The 13,988-nt window shown below is 41.6% G+C and carries 14 protein-coding genes; 4 read left to right on the forward strand and 10 right to left on the reverse strand.

Annotation, left to right across the window (positions count from 1 at the left end; genetic code table 11):
- Positions 1 to 579 (forward strand): IS66 family transposase (locus ACFO0S_RS06840; RefSeq protein WP_378141055.1); only part of this gene is annotated, 579 nt, incomplete at its 5' end.
- A gap of 94 nt (positions 580 to 673) precedes the next feature.
- Here ACFO0S_RS06840 and ACFO0S_RS06845 read toward each other — a convergent pair.
- Complete coding sequence (locus ACFO0S_RS06845) at positions 674 to 1,171, reverse strand: hypothetical protein (RefSeq protein WP_378141056.1); 498 nt, start codon at positions 1,169 to 1,171, stop codon at positions 674 to 676.
- A gap of 263 nt (positions 1,172 to 1,434) precedes the next feature.
- Here ACFO0S_RS06845 and ACFO0S_RS06850 point away from each other — a divergent pair, with 263 nt between their 5' ends.
- Genes ACFO0S_RS06850 through dcd form a run of 3 tightly spaced genes read left to right on the forward strand, consistent with a single transcriptional unit; the run spans position 1,435 to position 3,879 of the window.
- Entirely contained in the window at positions 1,435 to 1,869 is a 435-nt protein-coding gene (locus ACFO0S_RS06850; protein ID WP_378141057.1) for a hypothetical protein, read from the forward strand.
- On the forward strand, positions 1,863 to 3,305 hold the full coding sequence (locus ACFO0S_RS06855; protein ID WP_378141058.1) for a hypothetical protein: 1,443 nt from the start codon (positions 1,863 to 1,865) through the stop codon (positions 3,303 to 3,305). Before ACFO0S_RS06850 ends, ACFO0S_RS06855 begins: the two co-directional genes overlap by 7 nt.
- Positions 3,277 to 3,879, forward strand: coding sequence for a dCTP deaminase (gene dcd, locus ACFO0S_RS06860; protein WP_378141059.1), 603 nt, complete (start codon positions 3,277 to 3,279; stop codon positions 3,877 to 3,879). Before ACFO0S_RS06855 ends, dcd begins: the two co-directional genes overlap by 29 nt.
- A gap of 102 nt (positions 3,880 to 3,981) precedes the next feature.
- Here dcd and rlmH read toward each other — a convergent pair whose 3' ends face one another.
- From rlmH to ACFO0S_RS06905, 9 genes are all read right to left on the reverse strand, one after another.
- Positions 3,982 to 4,461: a 23S rRNA (pseudouridine(1915)-N(3))-methyltransferase RlmH gene (rlmH, locus tag ACFO0S_RS06865; protein WP_378141060.1), complete on the reverse strand. Its 480-nt coding sequence runs from the start codon at positions 4,459 to 4,461 to the stop codon at positions 3,982 to 3,984.
- 87 nt (positions 4,462 to 4,548) lie between these two features.
- Complete coding sequence (locus ACFO0S_RS06870; protein WP_378141061.1) at positions 4,549 to 4,716, reverse strand: CxxH/CxxC protein; 168 nt, start codon at positions 4,714 to 4,716, stop codon at positions 4,549 to 4,551.
- A 166-nt stretch (positions 4,717 to 4,882) separates the two neighbouring features.
- A complete protein-coding gene (locus ACFO0S_RS06875) occupies positions 4,883 to 6,115 on the reverse strand; it encodes a S1C family serine protease (protein WP_378141062.1) in 1,233 nt (410 codons plus the stop codon).
- Between the two features lie 124 nt (positions 6,116 to 6,239).
- Entirely contained in the window at positions 6,240 to 7,028 is a 789-nt protein-coding gene (locus tag ACFO0S_RS06880; RefSeq protein ID WP_378141063.1) for an MBL fold metallo-hydrolase, read from the reverse strand.
- Between the two features lie 6 nt (positions 7,029 to 7,034).
- Positions 7,035 to 7,850, reverse strand: coding sequence for a two-component system regulatory protein YycI (locus tag ACFO0S_RS06885; RefSeq protein WP_378141064.1), 816 nt, complete (start codon positions 7,848 to 7,850; stop codon positions 7,035 to 7,037).
- Complete coding sequence (locus ACFO0S_RS06890; protein ID WP_378141065.1) at positions 7,837 to 9,171, reverse strand: YycH family regulatory protein; 1,335 nt, start codon at positions 9,169 to 9,171, stop codon at positions 7,837 to 7,839. The genes ACFO0S_RS06885 and ACFO0S_RS06890 overlap by 14 nt, the downstream gene beginning before the upstream one ends.
- Positions 9,168 to 10,988 (reverse strand): cell wall metabolism sensor histidine kinase WalK, encoded by a 1,821-nt coding sequence (walK, locus tag ACFO0S_RS06895; RefSeq protein WP_378141066.1) that lies wholly within the window; start codon positions 10,986 to 10,988, stop codon positions 9,168 to 9,170. Before walK ends, ACFO0S_RS06890 begins: the two co-directional genes overlap by 4 nt.
- A gap of 5 nt (positions 10,989 to 10,993) precedes the next feature.
- The gene (gene yycF, locus ACFO0S_RS06900) at positions 10,994 to 11,701 is read right to left on the reverse strand and encodes a response regulator YycF (RefSeq protein WP_378141067.1); all 708 of its coding nucleotides are present in this window, start codon (positions 11,699 to 11,701) and stop codon (positions 10,994 to 10,996) included.
- Between the two features lie 503 nt (positions 11,702 to 12,204).
- Positions 12,205 to 13,680 carry a peptidoglycan DD-metalloendopeptidase family protein gene (locus tag ACFO0S_RS06905; protein ID WP_378141068.1) on the reverse strand — a complete coding sequence of 492 codons (1,476 nt, stop codon included), beginning with the start codon at positions 13,678 to 13,680 and terminating at the stop codon, positions 12,205 to 12,207.
- Positions 13,681 to 13,988 lie beyond the last annotated feature (308 nt).

Genomic DNA, 13,988 nt, shown 5'->3' on the forward strand with positions numbered 1-13,988 from the left:
GATGAGGCACTCAAGGCATTGAGAGGTGCACCTGCTGGTGCCGGTCGAACGACAGTCGCGAAGAAGGGACTCGATTTCTGCAACCGTCTCTTTGCTATCGAACGAAAAATCAAAGACAAACCTCCTGAAGAACGACTAAAGATCAGGAAAAATGACAGTCAGCCCGTGCTGGATGCTTTTTTGGCATGGCTTGAAGAACAACAGGATATTGTCGCTCCAAAGACAGCGACGGGAATTGCAATCTCATACACATTGAAACAATGGCCAAAACTTACGACATTTATGAAAGATGGTCGAATCGAAATAGATAACAATCGTGCAGAACGTTCCATCAAACCATTTGTTATCGGAAGAAAGAACTGGTTGTTCGCAGCCTCTACAAGAGGAGCGACCTCAAGTGCCATCGCCTATAGTCTCATCGAGACTGCCAAGGAAAATGGGCTCAATCCATTCTTCTACCTACAACTTCTTTTCGAAGTACTACCACAACGTGATTTGGAGAAACTCGAATCCTTCGAAGATCTGATGCCGTGGTCGAAAAACTTACCAACGAATTGTTACATCCAATCAAAGAAATAGAAAAATGCCATGCAAAATCAAATTTTGCATGGCATTTTCTTTTATAAGAAACAACGTGTTCACTATTTGACGCTTACGTTCAATAAGAGATTCTTTAGTCAGCAAGTGCTATTTCCATCCTTTGTCGTTGAGCTGCGGGAATGGCAAATATGCCGCTTGCTTGCTCTGTTAATTGTCCAGATTTGACAAGACTACTTAAATATCTTGAAAAATTTCCTGAATAAGATTGTTTGTAATAGGTAGCAGCTGACTGACATTGTTCTAAGAGATCTTTTCGATGGAATTTATCCTCCCCTTTAACAAAGGTTAAATGAGCGGCTGCTGCCATTATTAACTCGGTTCCAGATGATACTTTTAATTTTGCTGAAATTGCGTTAGTTGTTCCTTGAATGCCTTTATTGTTTATTATATCTTCTTTTCTATCAGAAACTGTGGTAGTCGGTACTTGATTGTTTTGTCTGATACTTGGATTACTATCAATTAATCCTGATAATCTTTCTACAAAACTAAATAATTCATTTAAGATAAATTCTTCACTACCCTCAAACTCTATCTCTATTATCCCTACTTTAGCTTTAATCTTACTGGTCATACGTTACTCCCATTTGTTTAAATATTTTGTATTTTTACTGATTAAATTATAATACAAAATTATCCAAAATAAGAGTATAAATAAAAATTAATGACTTTTGAAATCATTCTATAAAAAAGTAGTTCTCGGCAACTTTCTTATCTACATTATTTATGATAAGGTTCACCGTACTGTATCTAAATGAGGTTTCAAACTTTAAATGAAGGTTATTTACTAAATAAAAGCGAATGATATAATTAACAATAACTAAGGAGGCGGATGACATGCTATTAGCAATTGAACCAAGAAATGATTTGGTTACGTCTGAAAACCAGCTAGAACGTCTATATTTAATTCAATATTTAACGGAGCTCAAGGAATCCATTAATACACAACCATTAAATTCCATATCCACTGAAAAACTAACTACTATAAAATTCTTTTTAGAAAGTGGAAAAGGTCATTACGAAGGCAATTTTATAAATTTCCCTACATTAGATACTGCTGAAATTTATTCTTTGATTAATGAAAGTCTAACTACTGAACAAATTTTTAATTATTCATTCAAAGAAAATACTGATTACTTTTTACAAATATTAGATAACTTACATTCAATTGATGAAAATGACAGGTTTTTATTAATGGATTTTATTTCAAATTTGATTAATAACCTTAATATGCAAGATTCACAAAAAACAAGGAACTTTTTCGATTGGTAAATACAGCAGACAATTTCTTTGACAATTCTTTGCAAGTTCATCATGATCAAGTATTTGCCTTATTTAATCAAATTGAAAAGTTAAAATTAACTGCATATCCATCAATTGAAATTCCAAATTTTATTAATGAATTATCAAATGTATGTAGTTTGCTCCTGCAAAAGTTTGAACGTCTATCTATTACAAGTTATTCAGAAATAAAATTATATCGTCAAACTTTTAATGATTTACAAAAAATAGTAAGTTATATTTCACAAGCAAATATAACTAATCATCCTATGGAGGTAATGGTTCCTGCAAAAGAACTTATTATCAAATTTGGAGATGAAACTTTATTTTTTACCCAACCACTTTGGTATTTGAACTATGCGATTGGAGATGTTTGGACAAATTTTTCCAATAGCGTTAATAAATTATTCCCACAATTAGAATTAGACTCAAAGAAAAAGATTTTAATTCAATTTCCGATGATACACAAAGACGACGTGCTTTTAGGATGCGTTATGGGGCATGAATTAGGGCATTACTTTGACTTACATTCTGGTTTGAACATCTCTGCTTCATTACTTCCACAACTACTACAACATGAAAATGTGAAGAAATTAACTAATTATCTTCAAATGAAAATAGTAAATCCTGCTTTAAAGTTAGATACTCAAGTTGAAGAGCGCCTTAAAGATGATTTAGTAGTAAGAATTTTAGGCGATAATCATTTATTCAATTGGCTTAAAGAGTTTGTAGCAGATGTAGTAGGAATTTTATTATATGGACCTGCTTCTCATTTTTCAGGAGATAGTCTGTTTGCTTTTAGTTCGCTTTCAGAGAACGGACAATTAGTAGATGTATATTCAAAATCACACCCAAGATCGTCTTTAAGAAGCATAGTAAGAATGAATACATTCAAAAAACTAGGTTATGAACAAAATTTTGATGATGACATTCAAAATAGTATAAACATAAGTAAAGAAAAATGGGAAAAAGCACAAGTACACAATTCTAATAGTTTTATAGATGGAAATATTAGGGATGATTTAGTTTATCGTTTGAATTTAAACAAAGACTCATACGAGTTAATGGAACTAATTTTATTGGATAATCTAGATTCTATAATTGATTTCATATTAGAAAAAATACCCGAATCTTTACATTATCACTATACGACATTTAATGAAGTAGTACCTAAATTATCTAAAAAAATCTCAAATTTTATACCACCAAATGAATTGCAAAATCAACCTGTAGATAGTATTAGCATTTTAAATGCTGGTTGGCACGCTTATTTAATCTATAAAGAAAAATTAAGTGATAATCTTGCAGAAAATGAACAAGATTATAACATTAGAGAAATGATTAATAATTTAGTTAAAAAAGCGCTAATGTCAGCTAATACACACAGGAGGTGGAATGATGCCAGTGCTGACCAGTCTAATGATTAAAGAAAGAATGGTTTTAGACGAAGATGATATAGATAAAAATCTAATTATTACACCATTATTGGAAGAAACTCAATTAAACGGTGCCAGTATTGATTTAAGATTAGGAACAGAATTTAAAGTCTCTATACCGACAAGATCACCATTAATGGGTATTGTTGAAGAACCTATCGATCAGTTTTTTCAGTCTACTTTTCGTTCATTCGGAGAAGACTTTATACTATATCCGAATCAATTGGTTCTAGTTAATTCATTTGAATATATAAGAATTCCTAATGATCTTGTCGGCATGATAAGTACTCGTTCCTCTTTAAATAGGTTAGGATTAAATGTTACTTCTATCATTCATCCTGGGTATGCCGGCACGCTTACATTACAATTAGAGAATAATGGTGTAAATGCAATCAAGTTAATTTGTGGAATGAGATTAATTCAATTAGTTTTATTTTCAAGTATAGCTGTTCCACAAGCATATATTTCTAATTCAGTTTCAAAATATATAAGTAATACATCACCAATTCTCTCTCAAATAAATAGAGATTCGGACTTACATATCTTAAAGTCCTTTAATCCATAATTGAATCTAGAAAAGACAGCCCCATTGTTGTATGAGGCTGTCTTTTCTAGTTAGTTATATTTAGTATTTACACAATTTTTTTGAGGATATTAAAAACCTCACTTACTTGTGATACGGTTCCCCCTTAATAATCCGAAAACTCCGATAAATCTGCTCAACGAGAACCAACTTCATTAACTGGTGAGGCAGCGTCATTTTGCCAAATGAGAGTTGTTCGTTCGCGCGCTTTAAGACTTCGTCATGGAGACCAAGGGATCCACCGATGACAAATACGATTTTGCTTGTGCCGTAAGTCATCAATGAATTTAGATGCGCAGCCATTTCTTCGGAGCTGCGCGTTTTGCCGTTGATGGCGAGGGCGATGACGTGGGCGTCTGGGTGAATCTTGGCGAGGATGCGTTCGCCTTCTTTGCGTTTGACGATTTCCATGTCGGCATCACTTAAATTTTCGGGTGCTTTTTCGTCCGCGACCTCCACTTGCTCCATTTTTGCGTAAGCACCCAGGCGTTTTACATATTCCTCGATGCCCATTTTTAAGTATTTCTCTTTTAATTTTCCGACCGTTACAATTGTGATATTCACAGGTTATCCACCTTTACGTTTCATTTACAAACACGATATCCACAATAGTTGTCCACATATCCACATGCGTTATCTACATATTGTGTCTTAGTTTTTTCCACCCACGATATATATAGCAGCCTGTTCACAATGTTCACAGCGTGTGGATAAGTTTTCCGCTTTTTTGAGTTTTTCAAGAATTGGAAATTCTCCTGTCGATGCCGTCACCTCGTCAAGTACTTGATTTACATGGGTTTCGCATGCGTATTTCTCCATTATTCTTCCTCCTCGGACAATTATGATTATGCACAAAGTTATTCACATTTTACACGAGTTTATCCACACCATATTGTAACAAATAAAAAAGGAGCAGGAAAGACGCCATTTCGTCTCCCTACTCCCTGTGTAAATCTTTTGTGAAGCAAAATAAGTTATCCACAAATTATAATGCGTTATTGTCTGTTAACTCCATTGTCAATTCAACCAGTTTTCCTTGGCGGTATACTTTCACCGTCATCGAGTCTCCCACTTCTTTTTCTGTGTACAAATACTGGCGAAGTTCGAGCATGTTTTCAATCTTTTCGCCATCCATTTCAACAACGACGTCGTACTGCTTCATACCTGCCGCTGCGGCTGGTGAATTTTCAAGAACATCGTCTACTACGACACCTGTGGTTACATCATTCGGAAGCTTCAATGTCTCTTCCTGATGGAAAGACGGTACTTGTTCGACATCAATCAATGTTACACCCATGGACGGGCGTTTCACTTCTCCGTAATGCTCCAAGTCTTCAATGACCGGAATCGCAGAGTTGATTGGAATCGCTAGACCAATTCCTTCGACGGTTGTTTGAGAAATCTTCATCGAGTTGATTCCGATTAGTTGGCCTGCAATATTAATCAGTGCGCCACCACTATTCCCCGGGTTGATCGCGGCATCGGTCTGAAGCACTTCTGTCTGCCAGTCTTGTTGACCATCTTGGTTGAGATCCACCGGAATCACACGTTCTTTCCCGGATAAAATTCCTGTTGTCACCGATCCGAAGAAATCAAGACCGAGTGGATTTCCGATTGCAATGACCGGTTCACCTTGTGTGAGTGCCTCAGAGTCTCCAAATTCAATCACGGTTTCCACATCCGCTGCGTCCATTTCAAGAACAGCTAAGTCTGTCCACACGTCACTTCCAACAAGCTCTGCATTGACTTTCTTCCCGCCTTCAAGTGTGACTTCAATCGACGTTGCTCCGTCCACCACATGATGGTTTGTCACGACAAATGCGCGGTCACCTTCTACTTTATAAATAACACCCGAGCCTGTTCCCGCTTCTTGTTCACCTTGCTGGCTGCTCCAGAAATCACTGACTTCCTGCAGATTCGTGACTCCGACGACAGCGGCTGAGGTCTTTTCCACCGCACCCGTAATATCACTTGTCACGTTCGTGCTGACTTGTTGGGTGGAGGTGATGTTGCCATTTGAGTTTGACGCTCCGGAATTGTTCGGAAGTGCGTTTTGTAGGTTTGGCATGAGAAGCCATAATAACAGTGCCCCGACGAGCACCCCGGAAAGGCCACTTAAAAAGTATCCGACTATACCTCGTTTCTTTTCTGGTTTCTCCGACCGCTTCGGTGGTGTTGGTTCTTCTTCGTATGGATTATATGGTTTGTATCCGTCCATCCCGTTCATCTCCTTTAATCTGTCTCTATATGTAATGTACCCAATGAAGATGAAAATTAGATGAAAATTGGATAAAAGTTTGCTAAAAAAGCCAGCCTCTAGAAAAGAGACTGGCTGGACGAACTTATACTTCCACAAGTGGCGTCGGACGATCTGCATCCGTTTCATGGAGATGGACGAACTCGCCGGGAACAACGCCGCACGACTTGAGTGTCTGTTCGACGCTCATGTTGGCAAGGTCTTTCATATTGTTGTCTTTACTCAAATGCGACAAATAGATCTGTGTCGGTTTCACATCGACCACTTCACTCATGGCAACGGCCGCATCTTCATTGGATACGTGACCAACGTCAGATAAAATTCGACGTTTGACTGACCACGGGTAGCGCCCCATCTGCAGCATGCCCACGTCGTGGTTGCTTTCAAAGACAAACGCGTCCGACCCGCGAATGTGGCCTTTCATGCGGTCACTCACATAACCCGTATCTGTAATGAGCGCGAGCTTCCGTCCGTTCTCATGAAACACGTAGAACATCGGCTCTGCCGCATCGTGTGATACTTGGAACGACTGGATATCGATGCTTCCAAACGACTTCATCGTCTCCATATCAAACTGGAATCGCTGGTCGGTCGGTATGACACCGAGGTGATGATCCATCGCCTGCCACGTTTTCGCGTTTGCATAGACCGGCACTTTGTATTTGCGGGCCATGACACCCAGGCCCTTTATATGATCACTGTGTTCATGCGTCACCAAGATGCCTGTAAGACGCTTGGCATCCCGGTCGATCTGCTGAAACAGCTGCTCCATTTTTTTACCGCTTAACCCGGCATCCACTAAAAAGGAGTGGTCGTCATTTTCAACGTAGATGGCGTTGCCTGTACTGCCACTCGCCAATACACTAAATCTCATGATGTTCTACTCCTCTGTATCGTCTGACTCTTCTGAGTCAATCGGAATGTCCAGCACACGGCTGTCGATCGCATTGACGAAGTACTCTTTCATTGTACCATCTGGAAGCTCAATCAACACGGACCACGTCGGTGAAAATACTTGCGTCTCCCCAAGTTGTGCGAGTGTCGAATACCCAAGTTCGACATTTATCACGTCAGACCCTGGTTGCAGCAGGGCACGATTATACAGCACTTCAATGGCACTCATATACGAAATCAGAGTGCGTTCCTCGTTGTAATCTTCGAGATTGTCGAGATACGTCTGTGTGAAGCCTGTGACTTCGTTGTTCTCATTCCACGTGATCTCAATCGTGGCTTTCGTATTGTAATAGACATCGCGTTCATTCACTTGCTGGAAGAACACCGCGGTCCGCGATTCCGCATCTGAAGACCAGATCTCATACTCGTCTCCATTAAATGCATGCTCTTGCACAATCGTTTCTAGATCCATCGTCTCGGAGACGGCGACTGGTTCCATTAAGGTACCCATTAAAACATCTGCGGATTCGATTGTCACTGCGACATTTTCAAGCATGTCCAGTTCTTCCGGTGTAAAGTTATGAACTGTTCCAGAAACGTACGCCACTTGATTCGGCATATTCGCAAGTCGCGGAACTTCAATATTATCCATCGTTAAGCTCTCTTCAATCGGCGTCGTCCCTGTGAGCGTGCCTTGGAGACCAATCGACTCGTTATAGCGGTCTAAGTAGAGCCACATCAACATGACGTTCAGGATGGAAAACACGACGATAAAAATCGTTTTGGTTCTACTCCAATCCAATCGCGCCACCTCCTGACACTTCTGGTACAATGCGTACCCACGTTCCACTTACTTGATAGTACCAATATGGCTCGAGCACCAAGATTGGCTGAGACGGGTCCCGTCGGACGTAGTATCCCGGCTTGATGTCTGTAATTAAATTCACATCGATGTTTTCTTGAGACGCCAGGTAGTCGTAGATAAATTGACCGGACGGCAACTGCTTACGAGCTGTCCGGAACGGAGACGATTGATTCAGCGTGTAATACGGACGAATATACCGATACACATCGTTCAGTCCCCAGTACTGCGTAAGGTCTGTGGCCATTGAATCACTATAGACAGGCAGACCTTTCAAGTGCAGCTGATAGGAAATCTGCTGCGTGTTGGCATTGATTCGGCTGAGACGATAATCGTCCGTCCACCCCTCATGCTCATTCACAAATTCAATACTATTTGTAATCAGTCGCGCAGAATCTCCAGGAAGTTCCGTTTCGGAAGCCGGATGGACATAACTAATTCGGCGCGGACCGTAATCAATATTCATTAATGCACTGTCATCGGTATACTGCTGAGAAGCGGCCCCAACAGGATTGCTTCGCACCATGTTCGGATTCGTGAACAGGGCGTTTTTAAATTTCTCTGGAGAAATCTCTTCCAGTCCAAATGTATATTCTTCTAAAGGAAGTTGCACCGACGAGACATAGAGCGACAATTGATTTTCACGGCCAATCTCGTTATAAATTGGCAGACGACGATCCATATCCTCTACACGCATCAAGAAATCTTGAACATCTGAATTCAAGACGTCCGCTTCAAAAATTCGCTGAGACACGGTATTGATAAATGTCACATGCGCATTTAACCCATTCGCTCCACTTTCCCAGTGAACGGCAAGGTGATCAAACGAAAAGTCTGGTATAGCTTCATCTGCAAACGGAATGACTTGGCGGAAACTTTGAATCGGAATTTCTGTCGGATACGAAAAGACAATCTGGTTCTGCGCCCGGAGTGCCGTATTGATTTCATCCGGTTGTGCTTCATTATCGATGAGCCTCGGCGAATCGAGGGACCACATTCGCATCAGACCGAGCGTCCCGTCCATCTCATTCGAACTCAAGGAGCCTTTCATTCCGGCTGCCCCGCTGTAACTAAGAAGCATACGGTATGGCTTGACGACATCGCTCGTCCGCTTCTTCTCCGCAATGGCAATATCAATGACCGGCGGTGTATCACGGATAGCGTACGGCGGTGTATAGGTCCAGATAGAGAACGTTAACAGCATACTAAGCGCAATCAGAATCACGAGTACGGCACTTTTCACATGTTCTAAATACCTCATTCCCACTCACTCTCCTCTGGCTCGACCATCAGCGTAAAGAAGATCGTCGTTCCGTACCCTTCTTCACTTTCCGCCCAAATTCGACCACCGTGTGCTTCAATCATTTCCCGGGCAATAGCGAGCCCAAGCCCTGTTCCACCCATGGAACGTGCGCGTGCACGGTCGACACGATAGAAACGGTCAAAAATACGGTCGACATTTTCTTTCGGAATTCCCATTCCGTCATCCGAAATCATCACTTGCATAAAGCCGTCCTTCACCGTAAAGCCGAAACGTACGGTTCCTCCGTCCGGTGAATACTTCAGTGCGTTCGAGATGATGTTGTCGATGACTTGCGTCAATTTGTCCGGGTCAATAGCAACAAAATATTCTTTCTCCGGAAGCATGCGGGAGAACGCCACGTTCTGTGACTTCGACATTTCGAACCGGTCAATGATGCGGTGGAAGAACTGATTGAAGTTCACCACTTCGATTGTCAGGTCATAGTCGCGACTGTCCATTTTCGACAGCTGTAACAGGTCGTTGACGAGGCGAATCATCCGTGCAGTTTCCGTCTGTGTGACTTGCAGGAAGTTCGGTGCAATCGTCTCGTCTTTCCAGGCGCCTTCTGCGAGGGCTTCTAAATAACTGCTCATCGTTGTCAGTGGGGTGCGTAATTCGTGGGATACGTTCGCAACGAACTCACGACGCTCCATGTCGATCTTCTCTTGTTCCGTGATGTCATGCAGGACAGCAATGAGTCCGTTCACAAAACCCGTCTCTTTTTGAATGACCGAGAAGTTCGCGCGTAAAATATACGGCATTTCATGTGTACTATAGTCGAGAGACATCGGCTCTTGTTGGTGGATGAGATCTTCGAACGTCGTATCTTGGTCGATCTGCAGCACCGACGTAATCGGGCGATTCAACACGCTGTCGCGGCTGACCTTCAAAAGCTCGAGTGCCGGGTCGTTGATCAGGATGATGCGGCCTTTGCGATCGGTTGCAAGTACCCCATCTGTCATGTTGGATAGGACGGAAGCGAGTTTCCGTCGTTCCGCATCGGTCGTCGACTGGGCCTCTTGCAAGCGGTTTGTTAAATGGTTGAACGCAATCGCCAGTTGACCGATTTCATCGTCGCCGTAAACTTTTACCTTACGCGAGAAGTTCCCACGTGCCATCGCCTGCGCCTGTTTCCGCATATCCGAGATCGGATGCGTGATGGTCTGCGCGATAAAGATCCCTAAGATGATCGTGATCGCGAGAGAGACAGCGGTTCCCCCAGCAAGAATCTGATTGATTTCATCCATCTGGCTATAGACGTTTTCAATGTTCGACTCTATGTAAAGTGCACCGATGACGTCTCCTTGCCACGTGATCGGTACCGACAAGATCCAAATACGTTCGCGAGATATCTCGTCTAATGAAATAACGTTTTCCGGATTTTCTGAACTGATGGTCCGGCGAACCAGTTCGTCCACAGACCGTTGACCGACGATGCCTTGATTATCGGAATCCGAAGTTCCTAGGATTTGATACCTTTCGTCGATAACGCGAATCTCTTTAATGTCGCTTGAATTAAGTCCAGCCAAAATAGAACGCAGACTCTGTTCTTGAGTCGCGTCCTCTTCGGAACGTTCGCGGATCATCTCTTCACGTACGCTAAATTCAATTAGGCTGACCCGGTCCGTGACGGAATCTTGGAAGTTCGTGACGAATGAATCTTCCAATTCACGGACAAAGTACAGCCCAATGATTTGCATCGCAATTAAGATCAGCAAAATATAGATCAAAACGATTTTGACATGGATTGATTTTAAAAATCCCACTCTATGCATTCCTTCTACTCCTGTTCAGGACTGCGCAGGTAATACCCGACTCCTCGGCGAGTGACGATCCAGTTTGGATGACTCGGATTGTCTTCAATCTTTTCGCGTAGACGACGAATGGTTACGTCAACTGTGCGTACATCCCCGAAATAATCGTAACCCCATACCGTTTGCAGTAAATGTTCCCGTGTCATCACTTGACCTGTATGTTTCGCCAAGTAGTGTAATAGTTCAAATTCGCGGTGTGTCAGTTCAATCGCCTCGTCACGTTTCATGACCATATAGGCGTCCGGTTGGATCGTTAGCGGCCCAATGTGAATGTCATTCGAGCTCGGCTCTACGTCTTCAGCAGGTAGCACTTGTGAACGTCGCATATTAGCTTTTACGCGTGCAATCAATTCTCGTGTAGAGAATGGTTTGGTCACATAGTCATCCGCACCAAGTTCAAGACCTAGGACTTTATCGATTTCGGAGTCTTTGGCAGTAAGCATGATAATCGGAAATTCATGTTTTTTCCGGACTTCACGGCACACTTCCATGCCATCTCTTCCCGGTAACATGATATCTAATAGCATCAAGTCTGGCTGAAACTCTTCCACTTTTGTAAGAGCTTCTTCCCCATCATAGGCACACTCGACTTGGTAGCCTTCTTTTTTTAAGTTAAACTGCAGAATGTCAGCAATCGGTTTTTCGTCGTCAACGACAAGTATTTTCTTGTTCATCTATTTCCCCTCCAACCTTCTATCAAATTGACCCGCTTTTCTCTCTATTTACTCTTAACAATACCATGACCACGTTATTTTCGCATGTATTTCCCGTCATTGTCGGATTTCGTCGAATTATTTCCCGGGAAATGTACCAAGATGTGGAGAACGCTCGTTCAGAAACCCAGAGCTAAGACGGGGGCTCCATAAATGCGCTCTTTGCATTTCTGAAGGTCACGGCTTAGTGAAAGGGTTTCTAGCGTTCGCAACTCGATAACACCTAGATGTGGAGCAGGCTCATCCAGAAACCCGATTCTATATAAATATGAAGTAGTTTGAATCTCATTAGTACACTAATTGCTTTTATTAGGACATTATTTCTTTTGATTAGAACACTAATTCTCTTGATTAGTACACTATTTCTTTTCATTAGATCATTACTCGAATTATGGAAACTAATTCGCTCGCTCAACTACCGCCACCTATAACAAAAACCGTCCACACGTGGACGGTTTTTTCTATTAACGAAGCACTGACATCGGATTGATGTGGGTTCCGTTTTTGATGACTTCAAAATGTAAATGAGTCCCTGTTGAGCGACCCGTATTCCCCATGACACCTAGCTTTGTGCCTTGTGGAACCGTCTGGCCCACAGAAACACTGATGGATGCTAAATGACCATACACGGTCTGGTACCCATTTTTGTGGTCGACAATGACACGTTTTCCGAGTCCGCCATCCCAGCCAGCTGCCACAACAACTCCATTATCGGAAGCTTTGATTGTGAATCCGCTTGGACGAGCAATATCAATTCCTTTGTGCATACGTCCCCAACGGTGACCCATGTGACTGGAAATGTAGCCCCCTTGAGCTGGCCATGCAAACGATCCATTTCCACGTGAAGGAATGACTTTCGTTCCTTTTAACGTGACTTGGTGTTGCACTTGTTTCGTGATTTCTTCTTGTGTCATCTCCATCGATGTTTGCACACCGTTTACTTTCTTGATGACGTAGGTTGCGACGCGTTCACCTTTAGCGCCTTCTGTTTTCACTTTTGTATCGCCTTTGAAGAGACTATCCGTTTCTTCTACAATTTTGTCATAAAGAATATCTTCCGTACGTTTGCGTTCATAGTAAGCTTCAAAATGAATCGCAGGACGCAAAACCGTGACATTCAGTTCTTGACCAATCTTTAATGTGCTATCAGCTGTCAATCCTTCATTTATCGATAAAAGTTCAGCTGTAGTGATGCCGTAAGCATTCGCAATCTTACCGATGACGTCACCTTGTTGCACTTTATACGTCTCTTGTTTTTCCACGCCTGTTAACAAGCGTTTTACCGCTTCATCCACAGAGAGGACTTCTTCCGGTTCAGCTACCATTGTGGCACCGAACACATCTTCTTTTACAATTAAATCCGCAATTCGGGTTTCACCTGGTTTCAATTCGGGTAATGTATCATTAGTATTCTTTCGAGCTTCCAAAAAGTTGAGCTGTTCTTCGGAGATATAGTTCAACTTCACTTTTCGCAAGACTTCATTGTAGGCATCCAAATCTTTCACGTAGGCGGCAACCTCGTTATTGATCGAGATGGCAAATGCATTGGCATTTACTTCAATTAAGTCTTCTACTTGTTGTAAAGTAGCGGCATCATCTGTAACAGGTGTGAACACTTTTTCTTCTACAAAAGAAAAGTTGTTGCCAGCTGTTAAAGACAGTCCGTCGAACTGTGACTTGGAAGCTTCTATTTTTTTCTTAATTAATTGATCTATTTGAGATTTATCGCTTATAGCACCAACATATTGGCCCTCTGTATAAATATGATAAATTGTTGCCAAATTACTATCCGCTGTTTCATTAGCGAAGGCAAAATTAAATGACAAGCCAGAAAGCAACACGACCGTGATGGCTGCTTTTTTTATCACATTGGTCTTTCGTACAGGAAGTCCGTCTGTCGATAAAACAGTAGATTCTTCCTTCGATTGTTTCCAAAACATGATAAAGCTCCTTCCGATTGTTAAGACAGTTCTGTCTAATTTCATGCCCTTCTAATTTACCATAAATTTTAAATCAAAGTGAACGGATAGACCCCTTTGTAATGAAACTGTGAAATTGATTCCTCATTATCCCAAAAAATATAAATGTTTTCCTTAAATTTATTTCTTTTAGCATGTTTTATATGTCTTTTATTTCAGTGATTCACTGAATTATGTGAATTTATACATATTTCGGCAAAATCATAACCACCAGTAGAACTGGTGGTTTGCTCTGCGCCTATAAGGCGCTTTTACTGGCCATGTCTGAA

Source organism: Chryseomicrobium palamuruense (assembly GCF_042649045.1).
In the GTDB taxonomy this organism is placed as follows: domain Bacteria; phylum Bacillota; class Bacilli; order Bacillales_A; family Planococcaceae; genus Chryseomicrobium; species Chryseomicrobium palamuruense.

What these genes read in the sequence shown, in the direction of transcription:
- ACFO0S_RS06845 (WP_378141056.1), bottom strand. Translation starts at nt 1,171, where the DNA reads ATGACCAGTAAGATTAAAGCTAAAGTAGGGATAATAGAGATAGAGTTT.
- ACFO0S_RS06850 (WP_378141057.1), top strand. Translation starts at nt 1,435, where the DNA reads ATGCTATTAGCAATTGAACCAAGAAATGATTTGGTTACGTCTGAAAAC.
- dcd (WP_378141059.1), top strand. Translation starts at nt 3,277, where the DNA reads ATGCCAGTGCTGACCAGTCTAATGATTAAAGAAAGAATGGTTTTAGAC.
- ACFO0S_RS06870 (WP_378141061.1), bottom strand. Translation starts at nt 4,716, where the DNA reads ATGGAGAAATACGCATGCGAAACCCATGTAAATCAAGTACTTGACGAG.
- ACFO0S_RS06875 (WP_378141062.1), bottom strand. Translation starts at nt 6,115, where the DNA reads ATGGACGGATACAAACCATATAATCCATACGAAGAAGAACCAACACCA.
- ACFO0S_RS06880 (WP_378141063.1), bottom strand. Translation starts at nt 7,028, where the DNA reads ATGAGATTTAGTGTATTGGCGAGTGGCAGTACAGGCAACGCCATCTAC.
- ACFO0S_RS06890 (WP_378141065.1), bottom strand. Translation starts at nt 9,171, where the DNA reads ATGAGGTATTTAGAACATGTGAAAAGTGCCGTACTCGTGATTCTGATT.
- walK (WP_378141066.1), bottom strand. Translation starts at nt 10,988, where the DNA reads ATGCATAGAGTGGGATTTTTAAAATCAATCCATGTCAAAATCGTTTTG.
- yycF (WP_378141067.1), bottom strand. Translation starts at nt 11,701, where the DNA reads ATGAACAAGAAAATACTTGTCGTTGACGACGAAAAACCGATTGCTGAC.
- ACFO0S_RS06905 (WP_378141068.1), bottom strand. Translation starts at nt 13,680, where the DNA reads ATGTTTTGGAAACAATCGAAGGAAGAATCTACTGTTTTATCGACAGAC.